We start from the raw sequence: 21511 nt of genomic DNA, 5'->3' as shown, positions 1-21511 counted from the left end.
CCCCGACGGCGGTGCCCCCGGTGCGCCTAGTTCCGGCCCGGCGAGCCAGCGCGGGTACGGTGACCGCCCTTATCCTCCTCCGGTGGACCTACGACTCCAGACGCGCGCATCCGACTCGCCCTGGATCGACGCCGTCTGGGCTGGCACGAGTACGGGGGTCGCGGAGATGACCTTGGTAGATCGCCCTCGACTAACGGACGACGTCGTAGAGCAGCTTGACGACACCGTTCGGGTAGGCGGTGGGGTCCCGGAGACGCAGTACCTGCTTGGCCCGGTCCGCCGTGTTGAACAGACTCTTCCCGGCACCGAGTAGGAGTGGGAAGCAGAGCAGGTGGTACCGGTCGATCAACCCGGCGTCGGAGAGCCGTCGGGCGAGCTCCGCGCTGCCGTGTATGAATTACGCGCCGCCCGCGCTCTGTTTGAGCGCGATGATGTCCTCGGTTGATCGGAGGACCGTCGTCGGTCCCCACCCCGGGACGAGGTCATCGTCGGGCAGCGTGGTCGAGACGACGTACTTGGGTAGTTCCCGGTAGTCGGCGTGGTCGTCCGAGTCGCGCCAGATCGGTGCGAATGCCGCGTAGCTCGAACGGCCGTATCGCCCGGCCGGCGCACCGTGGTGGAGCGCGTCGCCGATGTTAGGCAACCGCTACCGGTGGAGTCTTGGACGAAAACGACAGCCGCTGCGCACCCGGGTTGCCGCGATCCGTACCGTTGGCTGGATGCAGCAGTCCGAACCGGCGGTCATCCGTCGGGTGGTGTCAGCGGCTGAGGGGCGGGCGGCAAGCCGACGGTGGTGGGACCGGGACGCCGACAGCTATCAGGCGGAGCACGGCGCGTTCCTCGGGGATGTTGATCTTGTTTGGGGTCCCGAGGGACTGCGGGAGGCGGAGGCGCAGCTGCTCGGTGCCGTTGCCGGGGCTCGGGTCCTGGAGTTGGGGTGTGGCGCGGCCGCGGGCTCCCGCTGGCTGGACGGTCAGGGGGCAGAGGTGACGGCCCTCGACCTGTCCGCCGGCATGTTGCGGCAGGCCCGGCTGGCCGCCGAGCGTTCGGGCGTGCGGGTGCCGCTCGTGCAGGCCGACGCCCTGGCGTTGCCGTTCGGGGCGGGCGTCTTCGACACCGTACATTCCGCGTTTGGTGCGGTTCCGTTTGTCGCAGACTCGGCGGCGCTGATGCGTGCGGTGTTTCGGGTGCTGCGACCCGGCGGAGCCTGGGTCTTCGCGGTTACCCATCCACTGCGTTGGGTTTTTCTGGATGACGCTGGCGAGGGCGGCCTGGTCGCGGTGCACTCCTACTTCGACCGCCGCCCCTACGTGGAGGAGGACTCGTCGGGAGCGCCGACCTACATCGAGGCACACCGTACCGTCGGTGATCGGATCCGGGACCTGACTGCCGCCGGCTTCGTTCTTCGCGACCTGGTGGAACCGGAATGGCCGCCGGGGCACGACGAAACCTGGGGTCAGTGGAGCCCGCTGCGGGGCCGGCTGATCCCGGGCACCGCCATCTTCGTCGCCGAGCGGCCCGCCATCTGATGGCCGCTGCGGCGGAAGCGTGGCCCTGGTGCGGGGGCGGGCGAGAGTGCGGCATCGGGTGCTGGCGGTGTGCGCCCGCTGGGCGGGTGCGGCTGGTCTGGTGCCGGTGGGGGCGGTGTGATTCGGGTGACAGGCCGGGCGTGTTATTCGACGATAATCCGCTTTCGCAGGTGGCGCGATGGTGATCGGGTGGGAGGCCTTGCACGCTGTGGTAATGCAGAGGGTAGGCTAGATGACGCGCTCGCGGATTGTGTGCCTCGGTAGGGAGCAGGTGCGCGGTCGACGGAGCCACATCATGATCCCGCGCAGTGATCGTTCGGTGTGTCCGGCGGCGGATCCGTTTGCGCGAACAGGTCACCGCGGCTCACATCCGTGATGACAACCATCCGACCGGAGCAACCGCCCACATGACGAGCAGCATCGAGGCCCCCTCGAGCGCCACCAAGGTCACCGTCGACGATCTCGGAAGCGAAGAGGCTTTCCTCGCCGCGATCGACGAGACCATCAAGTACTTCAATGACGGCGACATTGTCGAAGGCACCGTCGTCAAGGTCGATCGGGACGAGGTCCTGCTCGACATCGGCTACAAGACCGAGGGCGTCATCCCCTCTCGGGAGCTGTCGATCAAGCACGACGTGGACCCCGCCGAGGTCGTCTCGGTCGGTGACCACATCGAGGCCCTTGTTCTCCAGAAGGAGGACAAGGAGGGGCGGCTGATCCTCTCGAAGAAGCGGGCGCAGTACGAGCGCGCCTGGGGCACGATCGAGAAGATCAAGGACGAGGACGGCGTGGTCCGTGGCTCGGTCATCGAGGTGGTCAAGGGCGGCCTGATCCTCGACATCGGGCTGCGCGGCTTCCTGCCGGCCTCCCTGGTCGAGATGCGTCGGGTGCGGGACCTCCAGCCGTACGTCGGCCGGGAGCTCGAGGCCAAGATCATCGAGCTGGACAAGAACCGCAACAACGTGGTCCTGTCCCGCCGGGCCTGGCTCGAGCAGACGCAGTCCGAGGTGCGCACCGAGTTCCTCAACAAGCTGCAGAAGGGGCAGGTCCGGAAGGGCGTTGTCTCCTCGATCGTCAACTTCGGCGCCTTCGTCGACCTGGGCGGCGTGGACGGCCTGGTGCACGTCTCCGAGCTCTCCTGGAAGCACATCGACCACCCGTCCGAGGTGGTCGAGGTTGGCCAGGAGGTCGAGGTTGAGGTTCTCGACGTCGACCTGGATCGCGAGCGGGTCTCGCTCTCGCTGAAGGCGACCCAGGAGGACCCGTGGCGTCAGTTCGCCCGCACCCACGCGATCCAGCAGATCGTGCCCGGTAAGGTCACCAAGCTGGTGCCGTTCGGCGCGTTCGTCCGGGTGGACGACGGCATCGAGGGTCTGGTCCACATCTCCGAGCTGGCCGAGCGCCACGTGGAGATCCCGGAGCAGGTCGTCCAGGTCGGCTCCGAGGTCATGGTCAAGGTCATCGACATCGACCTGGAGCGTCGCCGGATCTCGCTGTCGCTCAAGCAGGCCAACGAGGGCTTCGTCGAGGGCGAGGAGCACTTCGACCCGACCCTCTACGGCATGGCGGCGACCTACGACGCCGAGGGCAACTACATCTACCCCGAGGGCTTCGACCCCGAGACGGGCGAGTGGCTCGAGGGCTACGAGAAGCAGCGCGAGACCTGGGAGCAGCAGTACGCCGAGGCGCGTCAGCGTTGGGAGGCCCACCAGAAGCAGGTGCAGGCGTCCCGCGCCGCCGACGCCGAGGCTGCGGCCAACCCGCCGGCCGCCAGCCCGACCACCACGACGACCGCGGCTCCGAGCCGGCCGGCGGAGGAGCCGGCCGGCACCCTCGCCACCGACGAGGCGCTCGCCGCCCTGCGGGAGAAGCTCGCCGGCGGCAAGTGATCCGAGGGCTCTGGGCCGCCCCGCGGCGCACCGGAGCCGGTACTGGCGACGGGCCCCGTCCCGGTGATCGACAGATCGCCGGGGCGGGGTTCCGCCGTTTCTGCCGACCGGGGTGAGCCGGGGCGCCGGTGTGGCGTGCTGCCGGCTGATCCGGTTGACTGGTCCGGTGTTGATGGTGGGACTGACCGGTGGGATCGGCTCGGGCAAGAGCGCCGTCGCGGCCCGACTGGCGGGGCTGGGCGCGGTGATTGTGGACGCCGACCAGCTCTCCCGCGAGGTGGTGGCGCCGGGCACCGAAGGGCTGGCGGAGATCGTCGCCACCTTTGGTGATCGGGTGCTCGGCCCGGACGGGGCGCTCGACCGGCCGGCGCTCGGCGCCCTGGTCTTCACCGACGAACCGGGTCGCCGCGCCCTGGAGGCGATCATTCACCCGCGGGTCCGGACTCGCACCGCCGAACTGGTGGCCGCGGCGCCACCCGGCGCGGTCGTCGTCAACGACGTACCGCTATTGGTCGAGTCGGGGCTCGGCCCCACGTACCACCTGGTGGTCGTGGTGCAGACGGCCCTGTCGATCCGCCTGGAGCGGCTGGCCCGGGACCGGGGGATGGCACCGGCCGAGGCGCGGCGGCGGATCGCCGCGCAGGCCGACGACGATCGCCGCCGAGCAGCAGCGGACGTGGTGCTGACCAACGACGGGACCCGCGACGAGTTGCACCGCGCGGTTGACGCGCTCTGGGCCGACCGGCTCCTGCCCTACGCGGTCAATCTTCGCGACCGGCGGGCGGCCGACCTGCCCCGGCCCGAGCGGGTGGAGTCCGACCTGCCCCGGCCCGAGCGGGTGGAGTCCGACCTGCCCCGGCCCGAGCAGTACGCTCGTCTGGCCGCCCGGATCCACCGCGCTGTCACCCCCGCGGACCCGCCGATCGACTACATCGGCTCGATGTCGATTCCAGAATTGGACTCGGCGGATATGATCGTCATCCAGCTCACCGTGCCGTGCCTGGACGACGCGGACGGAGCGCTGGCCGAGCAACTCGCGGACGCCGGGTTTCCCCGGCTGCCCGAGTCGGGACGGAATGCGGCACGCTGGCCGGAACGGGTGCACGGCAGTGCTGACCCGGCGCGCCCGGTGCGCCTGTACGTTCGGGAGGCGGGCTGGCCCGGCGGGCAGCCATGACGGGGCGGCAGCGACCGGCGTAGCGCCCCGCCCGGTCGGTGTGCGTCGAGAGGGTCAGCCCGTGGCACCGTCCTCGAACGTGAGGTCCACCTGTGCCCAGGTACCGGCCGCCGTCGGGAACTGGAGCCGGTGGGGGAGGCCGGACCGGTCGAGCCAGTAGCGGACCGGTTCGCCGGCGGCCGCCACCACCTCGACCACATCGAGCTCGGCGCCGGTCAGGCGGTCGCCCCGGATCCGGCGCGCCGTGCCCGCCTCGGCGGGGGTCGCCGCGCGTAGCGCGGCGTCGAGCAGGGCCGCGAGCCCAGCGTCGGGAGCGGGTTCCCAGCCGCCGGTGGGGACGGGCAGCGGTGGCGGCACCGGGTCCACCCCGCCGTTGACGGTTACTGGCAGCTCGGTCTGGGTGGTGCGGCCATGTTCGTGCCGGAGCAGGGTACGCCGACGTGGGGCGTCAAGGTCATCCACCGCGAGGTATGCGCTGCGTCGGCTCCAGTTGATCCATCCCGTCCCGCAAAGGTTGGCTGCCGAGCCGAGCAGTGCCGTGAGCGTGGCGCGCGCCTCGCCCGCAGCGCGGAGTTGGGTAGGGAGGGAGGCCAGGCGGCGGCGTTCGGCAGCGTTGAGCGGCCGGGGGGTACCGGCCTGTCCACCGAGGACCGCCACCGGACGTAGCGACGGTCGGTCGGCGCGGTTCAGTTGTACGGTGACCGGACCGAGGTCGGGGAGCTGGGCCTCCAGCCGGTGTAGCCGTGCCTCCCGATCCACCCACCAGTGGACCTCGGTGGCGGGCGGGGGTGTTGGTCCGCCGGGTTGGGCCGGCGGCAGCCGGGCGGTGAGGACGTCGGTGCCGTCGGCGCTGGCGATCCACCGTGCCGTCTCCCCGACTGGTGGGTCGGCCCGGTCGGTCGCGAGGGCGAAGAGCAGGTCGAGCAGCGGCCGGAGGCGGTCGGCGGTCGGCGGGGCGGCTAGCCGCCACCCATCTGCCGGGGGTACCAGGGGCGGGGGCGCCGGTGACGGGGACGTCGGGGTGGTGGACTCCGGGTGGAGTAGCAGCACTGCGGGCGTCGCCTGGAGCAGACCCCGTTGGGCGCCGAGGCCGGGACCACCGAGATCGAGGTAGAGCAGCGGTCGGGACCAGTCGACCCAGCCGACCAGGTCGATCCGGGCGGCTCCGGTCCCGGCGGTCAGGTGTACACCGGCCCGCAGATCGCGGAAGTTGGTGACCCGTACCGCGGCGAGTCGGGTTCGCTCGTCGGCGGTTGGCCGGCGGGATGGCTCGGCTGGGTCGGGTATCCAGCTCAGACCGAGAACCAGTGCGGTGGCGGCGAGCAGGGCCACCGCGGCGAGCGTACGGAGGATGGTCCGACGGCGGCCGGTGATCCGGGGAAGCTGGCCGGTCTGGGTGTCGTCGGAGGCGGTCGAGGTGGGCTGGGTATCGGGCGTGGGCCGATGCCGGGGGGTACGGCGGGGACGGGGGGTACGGCGGGTGCGGGCGGAGGACTCCATCGGGATGTTGAACGGCGTCGACCGGTCACTGGTGACGCGGATGTGCGCTCGCGGCGGCCGGTCAGCGCGGTCAGCGCGACCACGTCGGGTGCGCACGCCGGAAAGCGGGTGCTGCGACCCCGTGCCGGGGGTTGGGGGCCGTCCTAGGCCCGTTGCCGGCCCGGTCGGCCGCCGCGAGCGGCCTACCCGAGAAGCGTAGCTCGCCAGGTGGGGGCCGACAACGGGAACATCGAAGGTGATCGCCGGGGGGTGGTAGTCGTCCCGGAGCGTCAGCCACCGAGCGTACGGTGGGGCCATGGCGCTCGACATTCCCCGGCTGGACGGCCGCTTCCAGGTCGTCAGTGATTTCCAGCCGGCCGGTGATCAGCCGGCCGCGATCGACGACCTGGAGCAGCGGGTCCGGCGTGGCGACCGGCACACGGTGCTGCTCGGCGCGACCGGCACCGGCAAGAGCGCCACCACAGCGTGGTTGATTGAGCGGTTGCAGCGCCCGACGCTCGTGTTGGCGCCGAACAAGACCCTCTGCGCCCAGCTGGCCAAGGAGTTCAGCGAGCTGCTGCCCAACAACGCGGTGGAGTATTTCGTCTCCTACTACGACTACTACCAGCCCGAGGCGTATATTCCGCAGACTGATACGTACATCGAGAAGGATTCCTCGATCAACGAGGAGGTGGAGCGGCTCCGCCACTCGGCCACGATGTCGCTGCTCACCCGCCGGGATGTGGTGGTGGTCGCCACCGTCTCGGCGATCTACGGCCTAGGCACCCCGGAGGAGTACCTGGACCGGGCGGTCCGGGTGGTGACCGGTCAGGAGCTGGACCGCGACCAACTCCTGCGCCGGCTGGTCGACATTCACTACACCCGCAACGACATGGCCTTCCAACGGGGCACCTTCCGGGTGCGGGGCGACACCCTGGAGATCATTCCCGCCTACGAGGAGCTGGCGATCCGGATCGAGCTGTTCGGGGACGAGGTGGAGCGGCTCTACTACCTCAATCCGCTCACCGGTGATGTGGTCCGAGAGGTCGACCACCTACTGATCTTCCCCGCCACGCACTATGCGGCCGGTCCGGCGCGAATGGAGCGGGCGATCCGCGACATCGAGGCCGAGCTGGGCGAGCGGCTGGCCGAGCTGGAGCAGCGGGGCAGCCTGCTGGAGGCGCAGCGGCTGCGGATGCGGACGACGTACGACATCGAGATGATGCGGCAGGTCGGCTTCTGCTCCGGCATCGAGAACTACTCGATGCACATCGACGGTCGACTGCCCGGCAGCCCGCCGCACTGCCTGCTCGACTACTTCCCGGACGATTTCCTCACCGTGGTTGACGAGTCGCACGTGACCATCCCGCAGATCGGCGGGATGTACGAGGGCGACGCGTCCCGCAAGCGGATGCTGATCGACCACGGCTTCCGACTGCCCAGCGCCGCCGACAACCGGCCGCTGCGGTTTGACGAGTTCCTGGAGCGGGTCGGCCAGCTGGTCTTCCTCTCGGCCACCCCCGGCTCCTGGGAGTTGGAGCACGCGCAGGGCGAGTATGTGGAGCAGGTCATCCGACCTACCGGCTTGGTTGACCCGGAGGTGGTGGTCAAGCCGACCAAGGGCCAGATCGACGACCTCATGCACGAGATCAAGTTGCGTACCGAGCGCGACGAGCGGGTGCTGGTCACCACGTTGACGAAGAAGATGGCCGAGGACCTGTCCGACTACCTCCTGGAGAATGGTATTCGGGTGCGTTATCTGCACTCCGAGGTGGACACGCTGCGCCGCGTCGAGTTGCTGCGGGAACTCCGTAAGGGCGACTACGACGTGCTGGTCGGTATCAACCTGCTGCGGGAAGGGCTCGATCTGCCGGAGGTGTCGCTGGTCGCCATCCTCGACGCGGACAAGGAGGGCTTCCTGCGCAGCGGTCGATCATTGATCCAGACGATCGGGCGGGCGGCGCGTAACGTCTCCGGCCAGGTGCACATGTACGCCGACAAGATCACGCCATCGATGGCGGAGGCGGTTGGGGAGACCAACCGGCGCCGGGCCAAGCAGATCGCGCACAACGAGGCGCACGGCATCAGTCCGGAGCCGCTGCGCAAGAAGATTCACGACATTCTCGACGACATCTACCGGGAGGCAGAGGAGACCGACAACCGGGTCGGTGGAGCGGCCCGGCAGCTCTCCCGCGGCAAGGCGCCGGTGAAGGAGACCCGTAGTCGCAGCCGAGCCGCCGCCGGACCGGCCCGGGAGGGAATGGCCCGTGCGGAGCTGGCGGAGCTGATTCAGGAGCTGAATGGCCAGATGCTCGCCGCTGCACGGGAGTTGCAGTTCGAGTTGGCTGCCCGAATTCGCGACGAGATCTCGGAATTGAAGAAGGAGCTGCGCGGGATGGACGCCGCGGGGGTGTCGTGACCCACGTCTGAGGCGAGTGCCTGCCGTGGTCATAGCGGTCGGAGGCGGGCACTCGGGTGGGTGCGGCGCGACCCAATCGGTCTGTGGCGAGTGCCTGCTGCCGGTCGTGAAGGCCGGCGGCATGCACTTGGGCGGGCACGGCGCGACCAACCGGACCCGGTGCCCCCGAGCGCATCGGGGCCAGCGGCCGGCACGTGCGGGGACACCGTAAGCGCCGGGTGCGACACTCTTCGTCGCAGCCGGGCACCGCCGATCGGCCCAGCCGTTGATGGGCCGATCATTGGGGCAGCTATCGGCCCCCCGGCACGTCGGTGAAGTGTTCGACCCGCGGCGGCTTGGCGAAGTGCGGGCCGATCAGCTCCCGCCATCGGACAAACCGGTCGGAGGCGCGAAAGTTCTGGTCGTGTGCCTCGACCGAGTCCCACTCGACCAGTAGTACGAACCGGGACGGGGACTCGACTCCGCGGGTCATTCGGACCGAGCGGCAGCCGGGCGTTTCGGCGAGCACCGGGTGTCCCGCGGCGTACGCGGCCGCAAAGGCGTCTTCGTGTCCGGGCAGTACATCGATCAATGCGACTTCAAGCACCATGCGCGCAGCTTCGCACGGTGGCTGAGCGGCCCACCGTCCGGGTAGCCAAGATCGGCACCCGAGCAATCGGGCCGCCCACCACCAATCCGGGCTCCTCGGTCTTCTTGGCGGGGCAGCTCGACAGCCTCCGAAGCGGTATGGATGCCGGATGCCGGGTGCCGGATGCCGGATGCCGCTCGCCCCGCCGCACCCCCGCGACCAGGCAGTTGGCGGGCGTGAGGGGGGACACCGGTAGCCCACCGTGCGGTGGCTACGTCAGGTGGGCGACAATGAATGGCGGAGGGGAGTATTCCCCCGCGATGGAGTCGTCAGCACGGTTGATCGCCGGCCCCGGTGACTTGACCCGGCTCCATCGGTCGTCGCCCCGGAAGGGGCGGTGGCGGAAGAGACCTCCGACAGTCACCATAGTCGGCGTCATCGGCACACCTGCCCTTCCGGGGCGTGCGGTGTGCCGATTGTTGCGTGTCTGCCGGAGGTTGAGACCTTGGACGTGTCCGGACTGGTGTGGGCGGGGACGCTCGTCGCACTGACCGCGATTCTCATCATCGACCTGTTGATCATTGGTCGTCGCCCACACGAGCCCAGCGTGCGTGAGTCGAGTCTCTGGGTCGGCTTCTACGTCGCCCTCGCACTGATCTTCGGTGCGGGACTCTGGCTCGTCTCCGGGCCGAGCGCGGCGGGGCAGTTCTACACCGGTTGGCTCACCGAGTACAGCCTCTCGGTGGACAACCTCTTCGTCTTCGTGATCATCATGGCGCGCTTCGGCGTGCCCCGGGCCTACCAGCAGAAGGTCCTGCTTGTCGGGATCGTGCTCGCGTTGTTGATGCGCGGTGGCTTTATCGCCGCCGGCGCCGCGTTGATCTCCCAGTTCTCGTGGGTCTTCTACATCTTCGGCGCGTTCCTTATCTACACGGCGATCAATCTCGTTCGGCAGGGCGATTCGGATGAGGATGACTTCAGTGAGAACGTCCTGATCCGGTGGAGCCGTCGGGCGCTGCCGATCTCGCGGGACTACGACGGCGCGAAGCTCACCACGTCCGAGCACGGGCGAAGACTGTTCACTCCGATGCTGGTCGTGATGATCGCGATCGGTACGACAGACTTGATCTTCGCGCTCGACTCGATCCCGGCGATCTTCGGAATTACCCAGGAGGCGTACCTGGTGTTCACCGCGAACGTCTTCGCTCTGATGGGTCTGCGACAGCTCTACTTCCTACTCGGTGGCCTGCTGGACCGGCTGATCTACCTGAGCTACGGCCTCGCGGCGGTGCTCGGCTTCATCGGAGTCAAGTTGGTGCTGGAGGCTCTGGCCGACAACAGCCTGCCGTTCGTCAACGGAGGCGAGCACGTCGGGTGGGCCCCGCACATCCCGATCTGGCTCTCGTTGACGGTCATCCTGGGCACCTTGACCCTGGCGACGGTCGCAAGCCTGGTGAAGTCATCCCGGGACCGACGTCGGATCCTGGTCCAGGTTCGCGACTGAGGACCGATGTCAGAACCCGGTCCAGGTCCGTGACTGAACGGCCCGCGGTAGCGGGTGCGGGCCCGCCGTGACGGGGTATACCGCTGTGATCGTCGTCGGGCACCCTGGAGGGGACCGGCCGGCGATTGGGGGCTGCGTGGACGAGTGGACTGATGCGGCGGGTGCGATGCGGACGAGCCCGCCGGCGGGGTGGAACACCGGCATGACCGGCCGGGCCCTGGCGCTGGTGGGCGCGCCGAACGCACGTGACCTCGGTGGGCTGGTCGGTGCGGGGGGCCGTCGGGTGCGGGCCGGGGCGCTGCTGCGTACCCCGGCGCTGGGTCGGCTGACCGACGAGGACCTACCGGTGTTGGCGAAGTTGATGCCGGCCTGTGTGGTGGACCTGCGGGATGTCACGGAAGTGGCGGTGGCCCCGCCGGACCGGCTGCCGGGAGAACCCCGACTGATACACCTGCCGGTGTACGACGCGGCGCATCCGGTCTTCACCTATGTGTCGGCTGTGCTGCTCGGTCACGACCTCAGCGCGTATGCGGAGCTGGCCCAGGAGGGCACTCCGGGGGCGATGCGGTCCATCTACCGCTGGTTCGTGACGGGGGAGTCGGCGCGGGCCGGCTACGGTGCGGCGGTGCGGTTGGCGGCGGAGGCGGCGAACCTGCCCCTGCTCTACCACTGCTCGGCGGGTAAGGACCGGACCGGCTGGTTGACGGCGGTACTGCTGCACGCCCTCGGGGTGGACGAGGCGACGATCCGGGCGGACTACCTCGCCAACAACGCGCTCACCGAGAGCCTGCGGGAGGTGCTCCTCGCCGGGATGCGTCGGCGGAGCCCGGAGTTGGACGTCACCGTGGTGCGGCCGGTGCTGGAGGTACGCGACGAGTACCTGGACGCCGGGTACGACGAGGCGCGGCGGGTGTACGGGTCGTTCGGGTCGTACCTGCGCGACGGGCTTGGGGTGGACGACGAACTGGTGGCGACGTTGCGGGCGCGGTTGCTGGAGTGACCTCCACCGTGGCGGGGTGAGCTTGGCCCGCCGATGAGGTGGCGGCCCGGCTCAGCCGAGCTGGTGGCGGTGGGCGAAGGCGCGGGCGGAGATGTCGGCGAGGAGCTGGCAGGCATCCTCGTCCGGGCTGCGGTCGGTGCGGTCGCTGGTGCTGCAGACGGCGAGGACGTACGGGGGCGCGTCGTCGGGGTAGACGACCCCAACGCTGTGCCGCACCCCGCGTACCCAGCCGTTCTTGTGGGCGATCCGGGTGCCGGCGGGCAGGCCGGCGGCGAGGTCCTTCCGGTGCTCCTGCGCGACGAGAAGGTCGAGCATGGCGGTGCAGCTCTCGGGTGTCGCCAGTGGGCCAGGCCGGGTGGCGCCGAGCGCCAGGCCGCGCAGGAGTGCGGCGAGGTCGGCGGCGGTGACCAGGTTGGTGAGGCCGACGGCACGGGCGGCGAAGTCCTCGATGCCGCGGCCGGTGACGCTGTGCCGGGCTCCGGCCCGGGCCCAGACATCGGCGACGGCCGGCAGGCCGACCTGGTCCAGGAGCAGGTTGGTGGCGAGGTTGCTGGATCGGACAATCATGCGTTCGGCCAGCCAACCTAGCGATGCGGTACCGCCGAGCCGGTCCCAGACGTCGTCGTCGTTTCGGGCGGGGCGGGTGCAGGCGAACCGAGCGGCGCCGGGCTGGGCCGAGTCGAACTCGTTGCGGACCGGCACGGCGGTGTCCGGGGCGAGGCGTCCGGCCGCCAGGGCGCGGTAGAGCGCCACCAGCACGGCCACCTTCATCGTGCTGGCCGCGTAGTGGGTGGTGTCCGGGTGCCGGGTCCAGGTGGGGGCGGCGTCGAGGCGAGCCAGGTAGGCCGAGACGGTGCCGGGCATCCGGTCGAGGTGCGCGTCGAGGCCGGTGAAGATCACCTATCGAGGGTAGCTGGTAGCCGGGGCGCCCTCCGCGCGTCGCGCGGTGTCGGCGCCCCGGCGTAGCCTCAGCTGGCGTGCTTGCGGCGCGCCGTCGCCCGGGCCCGCTGCGTCTGGTCGAGCAGCACCTTGCGGATCCGCACCGCGGCCGGGGTCACCTCAACGCACTCGTCCTCGCGGCAGAACTCCAGGGCCTGCTCCAGGGAGAGCTTGCGGGGCGGGATCAGCTTCTCCGTCTCGTCGGCGGTCGACGAGCGCATGTTGGTGAGCTTCTTCTCCTTGGTGATGTTGACATCCATGTCGTCGGAGCGGGAGTTCTCCCCGACGATCATGCCCTCGTACACCTCGGTGCTCGGCTCGACGAAGAGGGTGCCGCGTTCCTGCAGGTTCATCATCGCGAACGAGGTGGCGGTGCCGGTCCGGTCGGCGACCAGCGAGCCGTTGTTGCGGGTCCGGAGCTCACCGAACCAGGGCTCGTACGACTCGAAGACGTGGTGCAGGATGCCGGTGCCTCGGGTCTCGGTGAGGAACTGGGTGCGGAATCCGATCAGACCCCGCGCCGGGACCAGCCACTCCATCCGGATCCAGCCGGTGCCGTGGTTGACCAACTGCTCCATCCGACCCTTGCGGGTGGCCAGCAGCTGGGTGATCGCGCCCAGGTACTCCTCGGGCGCGTCGATGGTCAGCCGCTCCACCGGCTCACAGGTCTTCCCGTCGATCTCCTTGGTGACGACCTGCGGTTTGCCGACGGTCAACTCGTAGGACTCGCGGCGCATCTGCTCGACCAGGATGGCCAGGGCCAACTCGCCGCGGCCCTGCACCTCCCAGGCGTCGGGCCGTTCGGTCGGCAGGACCCGCAGCGAGACGTTGCCGATCAGCTCCCGGTCCAGCCGGTCCTTGACCATCCGCGCGGTGACCTTAGCGCCCTTGGCCCGACCCACCAGCGGGGAGGTGTTGGTGCCGATGGTCATGGAGATGGCCGGCTCGTCAACGGTGATCAGCGGCAGTGGCCGCGGGTCCTCCGCGTCGGCGAGCGTCTCCCCGATCATGATTTCCGGGATGCCGGCGACGGCGATGATGTCACCCGGCCCGGCGGAGTCCGCCGGCTTGCTTTCCAGGCCCTCGGTCATCAGCATTTCGGAGATGCGCACCCGCTGGCTGCTGCCGTCGGTGCGGCACCAGGTGACGGTCTGGCCTTTGGTGATCGTGCCCTGTCGGACCCGGCAGAGGGCGAGCCGGCCGAGGAACGGCGAGGCGTCCAGGTTGGTGACGTGCGCCTGGAGCGGGGCCTGCTCGTCGTACGTCGGCGGCGGGATGGTGTCGAGCAGGGTGCGGAACAACGGTTCGAGGTTGTGGCTGTCCTGCGGGACCGCGCCGTCGGCGGGCTGGGTGAGGGAGGCGATTCCGTCCCGGGCGCAGGCGTAGACGATCGGGAAGTCGATCTGTGCGTCGTCGGCGTCCAGATCGAGGAAGAGCTCGTAGGTGTCGTCCACGACCTCCTTGATCCGAGCGTCGGGCCGGTCCACCTTGTTGATGACCAGGATGATCGGCATCCGCGCCCGGAGGGCCTTGCGGAGCACGAACCGGGTCTGCGGTAGCGGGCCCTCACTGGCGTCCACCAGCAGCACGACGCCGTCGACCATGGTGAGACCGCGCTCCACCTCGCCGCCGAAGTCGGCGTGCCCCGGGGTGTCGATGATGTTGATGGTCACCGGGTCGGAGCCGTCGGCCGGCAGGTAACGCACGCCGGTGTTCTTCGCGAGAATGGTGATGCCCTTCTCGCGTTCGAGATCCATCGAGTCCATCACCCGTTCGGTCACCTCACCCCGGGCGCCGTAGGCGCCAGCCTGCCGCAACATGGCGTCAACCAGGGTGGTCTTGCCGTGGTCGACGTGGGCGATGATGGCGACGTTGCGGAGGTCGGTGCGAAGCTGCATGCCTCCATCCTTCCGCCTGCGCAGATCCGGCACGGCGTCGGGGTCATCCGGGGTCTTCCCCGGGGTATCCCGGATCTCTACCGAAACGCCTGTAACTCGCGTTCGACCGCTGGCAAGCTGACCCTCGTGACCGGGGGTCCGGGGTGAATGAGTTGCTGAGCCGGCTGCAGGAGCTGCCACCTGGGCTGATCCTGCTGGTCGCGGCGTTGATCGTAGCCGCTGAGACGGGGCTCATCTTCGGGTTGTTGATGCCCGGGGAGGCGACTCTGCTGCTGGTCGGGTTCCTCACCTACACCGGAACCCTGCCGCTGGGGCCGGCGCTGCTGGTGATGATTGCCGCGGGTGTGCTGGGAGACGCGGTGGCGTTCCGCGCCGGTCGCCGGTACGGGCCCCGGCTCCGTGCCAGCCGGTTCGGAGCCCGCATCGGGCCAGATCGGTGGCGCCGCGCGGACGCGATGCTCGGAAGACTGGGGGGCCGGGGGGTCTTCACCGGCCGCTGGGTGGCCTTCGCCCGGACCCTGGTGCCCCGGCTGGCCGGGGCGGGGCAGATGCCGTACCGACGGTTCGCGCCCTGGAATCTGGGTGGGGTGGTGACCTGGGTGGGGGGCTCGGTGCTCGCCGGAAACCTGGCCGGCGAGTCGTACGAGACGGTCTCGCACCTGCTGGGCCGCGCCACGGGCGCGGTCCTGGTGCTGCTCGGGGCGGTGCTGGCGGTGCTGCTGGCCGGGCGCTGGCTGGGTCGAAACCCGGACCCGGTACGGGCGCTGCTGTCCCGCGCCGGTGGCCTGCCCCCGGTGCGCGGGCTGACCCGTCGCTACGGGGCGCTCTTCGGCCTGCTCGCCCGCTCCCTCGGTCCGGGGTGGACGTTGCTGCTGAACCTGGTTGCCGGCCTACTGCTGCTGTTCCTGGCCGGGCTCGCCGTCGCCTGGGTGCTCGGCGCGGTGGTCCGGCGGAGCGGGCTGTCGGTGGTGGACGGCGCCGTCGCCGACTGGTTCGCCGCCCGTCGTACGCCGGAGGCGGTGGAGGTGGCGCTGGCCGCGGTTTCGGCGCTGCGTGGCCCGGTGGTGATCCTGTTCGTGTCGGTGGTGGCGGCGGGGGTCGCCTGGCGGCAGCGACCCTGGCGGGCGGACCTGCTCAGCGTGGTGGGCACCGTCGGCGCGTGCGTGCCGTTGGTGGTGCTGGCGGTCGCCGCCGACGTGGTCCAACCCGACCGGTCCGGCCCACCGGTGTTGTTTCCGACCCAGACCGCCGTGGTCGCCGCGAGCCTGTGCACCCTCGCGTGGCTGCTGTCCCGGGGCGCCCGTTGGCCGGTCGCGGTCGCCGCCTGGACCGGCGCTGCCGTTGGGGTGGTGGGGGTCGGTGGTGCCCGGCTCTACCTGGGCCTGAGCACCGCCAGCAGCGCGCTTTCCGGGGTGCTGCTGGGGGTGGCGTGGACGGCCGTGTTCATGGTGGCGTGGATGACCCGGGACCGGGCGGTCGGGGTGGCCTCGGACGTCGGCGACTCGCCGGGCCCGGTGGCGGCCGAGTCGCGTCCACCGCAGGGGGTCTCCGGCGGGTGACGGGACGGCGGTAGGCATCGACAACTGCTACCTTGCGTCGGTCGGAGGGGGCATGAAGATGTTTCGGATCGGCGTGGGTGCGCTCGCTGTTGTACTGTTCACGGTGGGGTGCGCGGGGGAGCGGGGCGAGGCAACGGCCGACCGGAGCGTGGCGGCCAGCACCGCGGAGCCCTCGCCGAGCGCCACCCCGTTCGCGCGGACGGAGTTGGGTGCCGCGCCGAGCCACAGCGCCACACCCAGCAGTTCCGCCAGCGGTGGGCCCGCAGCGAAGCCCACCGCCACCGCGTCGTCTCGGGCGGCGGCGAAATCCGCTCCGGAGCCGCCGGCCCCACCTCCGCCGCCGGAGTTGGAGCCGACCGGGTGCCCACCCAGCCACGAGGGCACGCCGGCTTCCCGCACGCAGGTGAGGTCGGCGCTTACCAACGCCGCGGCGAAGACGTACTGGCCGACCTCCGCACCGGACATTCGGATTCCGGCGGCCCTGGTGAAGGCGACCGCGTGGCAGGAGAGCGGCTGGCAGTCCACGATCGTCGCCTGTGACGGCGGCATCGGGTTGATGCAGGTGATGCCCGCGACCGCCGACTGGATGAACCAACGGTTCGGGCAGAGCTACGACGTCTGGGACCATCGCGACAACGCCTATCTCGGCGTGAACTATCTGGCCTGGCTGACCAAGTACATCGGCGACCTGTACTTCGACGGCGACTACCGGCTGGACGCCGCGCTCTGCTCGGCCGAGCTGAACTCGTGCCTGCTGAACGCGGTGATCGCCAGTTACAACTACGGCCACGCCGCGGTGGCGAGCGGGGAGGGTCCGATCACCATCCCGAATCCGCGGTATGTGGGCAACGTCCGCGCGCTGATGACCGAGTGCGTCTGCCTCGCCTACTGATGGTTCGGGCACCACGCCCACGCCGGGGCGCCCGAACGAGGGCCGTCAGTCGTGGGCGGGGACCGGCGCCGGGGTGGCCGGGGTTTGCCCGTGGGCCACGGCCGGTGGGCGGCCGGGCCACCAGAACCGGTCGCCGAGCAGGAATACCAGGGCGGGGACCAACACCGTCCGGACGAGCAGGGTGTCGAGCAGGACACCGATGCAGACGATGACTCCGATCTGGGTGAGCAGGATCAGCGGGAGCACGCCGAGGACGGCGAAGACCGCGGCGAGCAGCACCCCGGCGCTGGTGATGACGCCGCCGGTGACCCGGAGCGCCGAGAGCATCCCGTCCCGGGTGCCGGCGTGGCGGGCGTCTTCCCGGGCCCGGGTGACCAGGAAGATGTTGTAGTCCACCCCGAGGGCGACGAGGAACACGAACGCGAGCAGGGGCACGCCGCTGTCGAGTGCGGGGAAGCCCAGGACGTGGTCGAAGAGCAGCCACGCCGCCCCGAGGCTGGCGAAGAACGACGCGATCACGGTGAGTACCAGTAGCACCGGGGCCAGCAGGCCGCGCAGCAGCAGCACCAGGACGGCGGCGACCAGCAGCAGGATGATCGGCAGGATCAGCCGCAGGTCCAGCGTGTTGGCCTCGGCGGTGTCGTAGCCGGCGGCGACGGCGCCGCCGACCAGGGCTCCGTCGAAGGGGCCGGTGTCGGCGACCGCGGGTGGGGCGGAGTCGGGTACCGCGGCGACCGCCGTGCGCAGCTCCCGTACCGTCTGGTCGGAGGCGGCGGTGCCGGGCTCGGCGATCAGCACCACGTCAACCTGGGCGACGGTGGCGCCGGTGCTACCCGGTTGGGCTGAGGCGACGCCGGGCACTCTGGCGGCGGCCGCGGTGACCGCAGCGACGGCGGTCGGGTTGGTGAGCACCGCGACCGGCTGGGTGGTCCCGGCGGGGAACGCGGTGGCCAGGGTCTGCGCTCCGGCGACCGCCTCCGGTTCGACCCGGAACTGCTCGGTCTCCGACAGCCCGGTGCGGATGCCCAGGCCGCCGAGGGCGAGACCGGCCAGCAGCAGCGTCGCCAGGACCGCGACGGAGGCCGGGCGGCGCAGGACCACGCCGCCGAGTCGGCCCCACAGTCGTCCCTCGGTGACCGCGCTGCCGAGGCGCGGGACGAACGGCCAGAACAGGCCACGGCCGAAGAGCACCAGGGCGGCCGGGAGTACGAAGAGCGCGGAGAACATGGCGAACACGACGCCGAGGGCGCAGGCCACGGCGAGCGCCCGGTTGTTCTCCTGCTCGGACAGCAGCAGGGTGAGAACGCCGAGGACGACGGTGGAGCCGCTGGCCAGGATGGGTTCCGCGGTGCGACGCAGGGCCGTTCGCATCGCCGTGAAGCGGTCCGCCTCGCGGCGCAGCTCCTCCCGGTAGCGGGCGATCAGCAGCAGCGCGTAGTTTGTGGCGGCGCCGAAGACGAGAACGCTGGCGATGCCGGTGACGGCCCCCGACTGCAGGTTGATCCCGACCGCCGGCACGATCGTCTCGATTGCGCGCAGGGTGAGCTGCTCGGTGGCGGCGACGACCGCCAGCGGCACCATCCAGAGGACCGGGCTGCGGTAGGTGACCAGCAGCAGCAGCGCCACCACGGCGGCGGTCACCGCCAGCAGGGTGGTGTCCGCGCCGTCGAAGACCCGGGTCAGGTCGGTGGTGAAGGCCGGCGTCCCGGTGACGTCGATGGTGAGGTCGCCCGGGGTGTCGGCCAGCACGGCCCGCAACTCGTCGATGGTCTCGACGGTTCGCTCCTGCCCCTCGGTGGTGGACAGCGGCACGGCGATCAGGGCGACCGAGCCGTCCGGGGCTACCCGCGGCGGTGGCACCTGCCCATTGACCGCGAACCGGCGAAGTTCGTTGCTCTGCCCGGTGAGGGTCTCCTGGTCGGCGGCGGTGAGTGCGCCGCCGTCGGTGCGGCTGACGACGATGAGAGCCGGCTGGACCTCGCTGGCGGGCAGCTGTTCCTGGAGCCGTTCGACCTGGGTGGACTGCCACTGGTGGGAGAGGCCGGTGGCGGAGACGGGGGCGGGGTTGTCGGGCGTCGGCAGCCCGAAGACGGCGGCGCCGAGGACGATCGCGGCGAGCACGGTGAGCCACGCGGCCCACCTGCCCCGCGCGACGTGGGTGAAGACGGACATTGTTTCCTCGTGGACTCGACGGGAATGACGGCGCGGGTACTCACATCGGGGGAATACGCGATTGCCAAGTATCTTGACAGACGAGATTATCGGTCTCTCCGTTATGCTGCAACCACACCACCTGGGCGAGGAGAAAATCGGGACGTGGCAGGTCAGAGCAGCTACCGGCGACGCGACACCCGACGCGAGCAACTCACCGCGGAGATCACCAACGAGCTCCGGCGGTACGCGGTGGACGCCCAACACGTCGGCCACGCCTTCGCCCACCTGCACGGCCTGGGCGCCACCGACCTGCAGGCTCTGATCGCCGTCATGGATGCCGAACTACACGGTGACCCGATCACCCCGGGTCGCCTCGGCGAACAACTCGACCTCTCCTCCGGGTCGGTCACCGCCCTCCTCGACCGGTTGGAACGCGCCGGCCACGTCCGCCGCGACCGCACCTCCACCGACCGGCGCAAGGTCCTGGTGCACTACGCCGACCGCGGTGCCGAGGTGGCGAGGGAGTTCTTCCGACCGCTCGGCCGTCGGACCGATGCGGTGATGCTCGGCTTCACCGACGACGAGTTGGAGACCGTCCACCGTTTCGTGACGGCCGTCCGGGTCACGCTCCGCGAACACCGCGACGCGGTCCGGGCCGCCCGCCCGGAGCCCCGCCGGGCGAACGGCTGAGGCCCGTGTTCACGGCGCTGGCAACCCGGGCCGCCACGGCCGTGTTGCGCCTGCCGCCGTCGCGGACCCGCCGGGTCAGGCTGACCCGGGATATCCCGGTCCGGGTTCGCGACGGCGTGTCGCTGCGCACCGACCACTACGCCCCGGACCGCCCGGCCGCGCCCACGGTGCTGATCCGCACCCCGTACGGGCGGGGTGGGCCGATCCGGCTGCTCGGCCGGCTCATCGGCGGGCGGGGCTACCACGTGGTGATCCAATCCTGCCGGGGCACCGGTGGCTCCGACAGCCGATTCGACCCGCTGGTGCACGAGCGCGAGGACGGCCTCGACACCCTTGACTGGCTACGGCGGCAACCCTGGTGGAACGGCGAGTTCGGCATGTTCGGAGTCAGCTACCAGGGCTTCGTCCAGTGGGCTGTCGCCGCCGACGCCGGGACGGAGCTCCGGGCGATGGTCGCGGTGGTGGCCGCGTCCGGTACCCGCGACTCGACGTACCCGGGGGAGTCCTTCGCCCTGGACACCGTGCTCACCTGGGTCGAGCTGCTCGAGGCACAGACCGTCGGGTGGCTCGCCCGGCAGTGGGAACTCCGGCGCGGCCAGCCCCGGCTCGCCGCCGGCCTGTCCCACCTGCCGTTGGCCGAGGCGGACCGGGTGGCCACCGGGGCGACGGTGCCCTTCTTCCAGGAGTGGCTGCGCCACCACACCCCCGACGCGGCCTACTGGCGGGCCCGGTTCTTCGGCGACCGGCTCGCCGAGGTGCGCGCCCCGGTATCCATGATCGGTGGCTGGCACGACATCTTTCTCCCCGCCCAGCTGCGCGACTTCGCGGCCCTGCGAGACGCCGGTGCCGCGCCCCGGCTCATCGTCGGGCCGTGGACGCACGGCAGTCCGGGGCTCTTCGTCGCCGCGCTCCGCGACGGATTGGACTGGCTCGACGAACACCTGGGTGGCTACCCGGGGCGCGCTCGTGCCCCGGTTCGCCTACACGTCGGCGGGTCCGGCGGCGGTTGGCGGGAGTTGCCGGACTGGCCGCCCCCAGCCACGCCGACTCCCTGGTACCTGCACCCGGAGGGCGCGTTGCGCGCCGCGCCGTCGCCGGCGTCAGCCCCGGACGGTTTCTGGTACGACCCGGCCGACCCCACCCCCTCGGTGGGGGGCCCGCTGCTGGTGGCCCAGCAGGCCGGCCCGGTCGACAACCGGCGCGTCGAGGCTCGCCCCGATGTGCTGACCTGGACCAGCGCGGCACTGCCGGGGGCGATGGAGATCATCGGACCGGTCGAGGCGGAGGTCTTCGTCCGAAGTGAGCTTCCTCACCTCGACGTCTTCGTGCGACTCTGCGACGTGGACCGTCGGGGTCGCTCCTGGAACATCTGCGATGGGCTGGTCCGGGTCAGCCCCACCGCCTTCGCGGCCGACCAGACGGGCGCGTTCCGCGTCGCGGTGCCGTTGTGGCCGGTGGCCCACCGGTTCGCCGCCGGTCACCGACTGCGGGTGCAGATCTGTGGCGGGGCCCATCCCCGGTACGCCCGCAACCCCGGCACCGGGGAGCCGCTCGGTACCGCGGTTACGCTGCAGGCCGGATGGCGGGAGATCCTGCACGACCCGCAGCACCCGTCGGCGGTGGTCCTGCCCATTGCGCGGGACGTGCCGAGCGAGTGGTAGGCCGCGGTGGGCGGCCGACCAGTTTCTGGCCTGGCGCCCACCGCTGCCCTAAACGTGATCTCTAACCAATGCGGCGAAAGCCGCCGCCCGGCAGGTTAAAGGTCAAGTTAGAAGAGCCGTGGGAATGCTGTGGTGGTCGAGCCGCTGCCGACG

15 protein-coding genes and 1 pseudogene are annotated in these 21511 nt (G+C 70.7%); 10 read left to right on the top strand and 6 right to left on the bottom strand.

Annotated features, from left to right (window positions below; all coding sequences use genetic code 11):
- Positions 1-190 precede the first annotated feature (190 nt).
- Positions 191-595: pseudogene (locus T398_RS06590) on the bottom strand (dihydrofolate reductase family protein); the annotation flags it as partial.
- Positions 596-719: 124 nt separating this feature from the next.
- On the opposite strand from T398_RS06590, the gene T398_RS06585 reads away from it, so the two are divergent.
- From T398_RS06585 to coaE, 3 genes are all read left to right on the top strand, one after another.
- Positions 720-1529: a class I SAM-dependent methyltransferase gene (locus tag T398_RS06585; RefSeq protein WP_496445475.1), complete on the top strand. Its 810-nt coding sequence runs from the start codon at positions 720-722 to the stop codon at positions 1527-1529.
- A gap of 308 nt (positions 1530-1837) precedes the next feature.
- On the top strand, positions 1838-3418 hold the full coding sequence (gene rpsA / locus T398_RS06580) for a 30S ribosomal protein S1 (protein WP_496445474.1): 1581 nt from the start codon (positions 1838-1840) through the stop codon (positions 3416-3418).
- Positions 3419-3584: 166 nt separating this feature from the next.
- On the top strand, positions 3585-4595 hold the full coding sequence (gene coaE, locus T398_RS06575; protein ID WP_496445473.1) for a dephospho-CoA kinase: 1011 nt from the start codon (positions 3585-3587) through the stop codon (positions 4593-4595).
- 54 nt (positions 4596-4649) lie between these two features.
- Here coaE and T398_RS06570 read toward each other — a convergent pair whose 3' ends face one another.
- Positions 4650-6095, bottom strand: coding sequence for a hypothetical protein (locus tag T398_RS06570; RefSeq protein WP_496445646.1), 1446 nt, complete (start codon positions 6093-6095; stop codon positions 4650-4652).
- Between the two features lie 295 nt (positions 6096-6390).
- Here T398_RS06570 and uvrB point away from each other — a divergent pair, with 295 nt between their 5' ends.
- Positions 6391-8493 carry an excinuclease ABC subunit UvrB gene (uvrB, locus tag T398_RS06565; protein WP_496445472.1) on the top strand — a complete coding sequence of 701 codons (2103 nt, stop codon included), beginning with the start codon at positions 6391-6393 and terminating at the stop codon, positions 8491-8493.
- 289 nt (positions 8494-8782) lie between these two features.
- Here the strand turns inward: uvrB and T398_RS06560 are convergent, their stop codons facing one another.
- Positions 8783-9082, bottom strand: coding sequence for an antibiotic biosynthesis monooxygenase family protein (locus T398_RS06560; RefSeq protein WP_496445471.1), 300 nt, complete (start codon positions 9080-9082; stop codon positions 8783-8785).
- Between the two features lie 484 nt (positions 9083-9566).
- Between T398_RS06560 and T398_RS06555 the strand changes: the two genes are divergently transcribed.
- The gene (locus T398_RS06555) at positions 9567-10565 is read left to right on the top strand and encodes a TerC family protein (RefSeq protein WP_496445470.1); all 999 of its coding nucleotides are present in this window, start codon (positions 9567-9569) and stop codon (positions 10563-10565) included.
- A gap of 202 nt (positions 10566-10767) precedes the next feature.
- Positions 10768-11565, top strand: coding sequence for a tyrosine-protein phosphatase (locus T398_RS06550; protein WP_496445645.1), 798 nt, complete (start codon positions 10768-10770; stop codon positions 11563-11565).
- A gap of 51 nt (positions 11566-11616) precedes the next feature.
- On the opposite strand, the gene T398_RS06545 is transcribed toward T398_RS06550, so the two are convergent.
- Positions 11617-12465: a serine hydrolase gene (locus T398_RS06545; RefSeq protein ID WP_496445469.1), complete on the bottom strand. Its 849-nt coding sequence runs from the start codon at positions 12463-12465 to the stop codon at positions 11617-11619.
- 68 nt (positions 12466-12533) lie between these two features.
- Complete coding sequence (typA, locus tag T398_RS06540) at positions 12534-14402, bottom strand: translational GTPase TypA (RefSeq protein WP_496445468.1); 1869 nt, start codon at positions 14400-14402, stop codon at positions 12534-12536.
- 143 nt (positions 14403-14545) lie between these two features.
- Between typA and T398_RS06535 the strand changes: the two genes are divergently transcribed.
- The gene (locus tag T398_RS06535; RefSeq protein WP_496445467.1) at positions 14546-15961 is read left to right on the top strand and encodes a DedA family protein; all 1416 of its coding nucleotides are present in this window, start codon (positions 14546-14548) and stop codon (positions 15959-15961) included.
- A 52-nt stretch (positions 15962-16013) separates the two neighbouring features.
- Entirely contained in the window at positions 16014-16853 is an 840-nt protein-coding gene (locus T398_RS06530; protein ID WP_496445466.1) for a lytic transglycosylase domain-containing protein, read from the top strand.
- 45 nt (positions 16854-16898) lie between these two features.
- Here T398_RS06530 and T398_RS06525 read toward each other — a convergent pair whose 3' ends face one another.
- The gene (locus T398_RS06525) at positions 16899-19025 is read right to left on the bottom strand and encodes an MMPL family transporter (RefSeq protein ID WP_496445465.1); all 2127 of its coding nucleotides are present in this window, start codon (positions 19023-19025) and stop codon (positions 16899-16901) included.
- Between the two features lie 144 nt (positions 19026-19169).
- On the opposite strand from T398_RS06525, the gene T398_RS06520 reads away from it, so the two are divergent.
- Both T398_RS06520 and T398_RS06515 read left to right on the top strand, forming a co-directional pair.
- Positions 19170-19697 carry a MarR family winged helix-turn-helix transcriptional regulator gene (locus tag T398_RS06520; RefSeq protein WP_496445464.1) on the top strand — a complete coding sequence of 176 codons (528 nt, stop codon included), beginning with the start codon at positions 19170-19172 and terminating at the stop codon, positions 19695-19697.
- A gap of 5 nt (positions 19698-19702) precedes the next feature.
- Entirely contained in the window at positions 19703-21358 is a 1656-nt protein-coding gene (locus tag T398_RS06515; protein WP_496445463.1) for a CocE/NonD family hydrolase, read from the top strand.
- Positions 21359-21511 lie beyond the last annotated feature (153 nt).

The organism is Salinispora goodfellowii (assembly GCF_059570675.1).
This window is presented reverse-complemented; position numbering and strand designations above follow the sequence as displayed.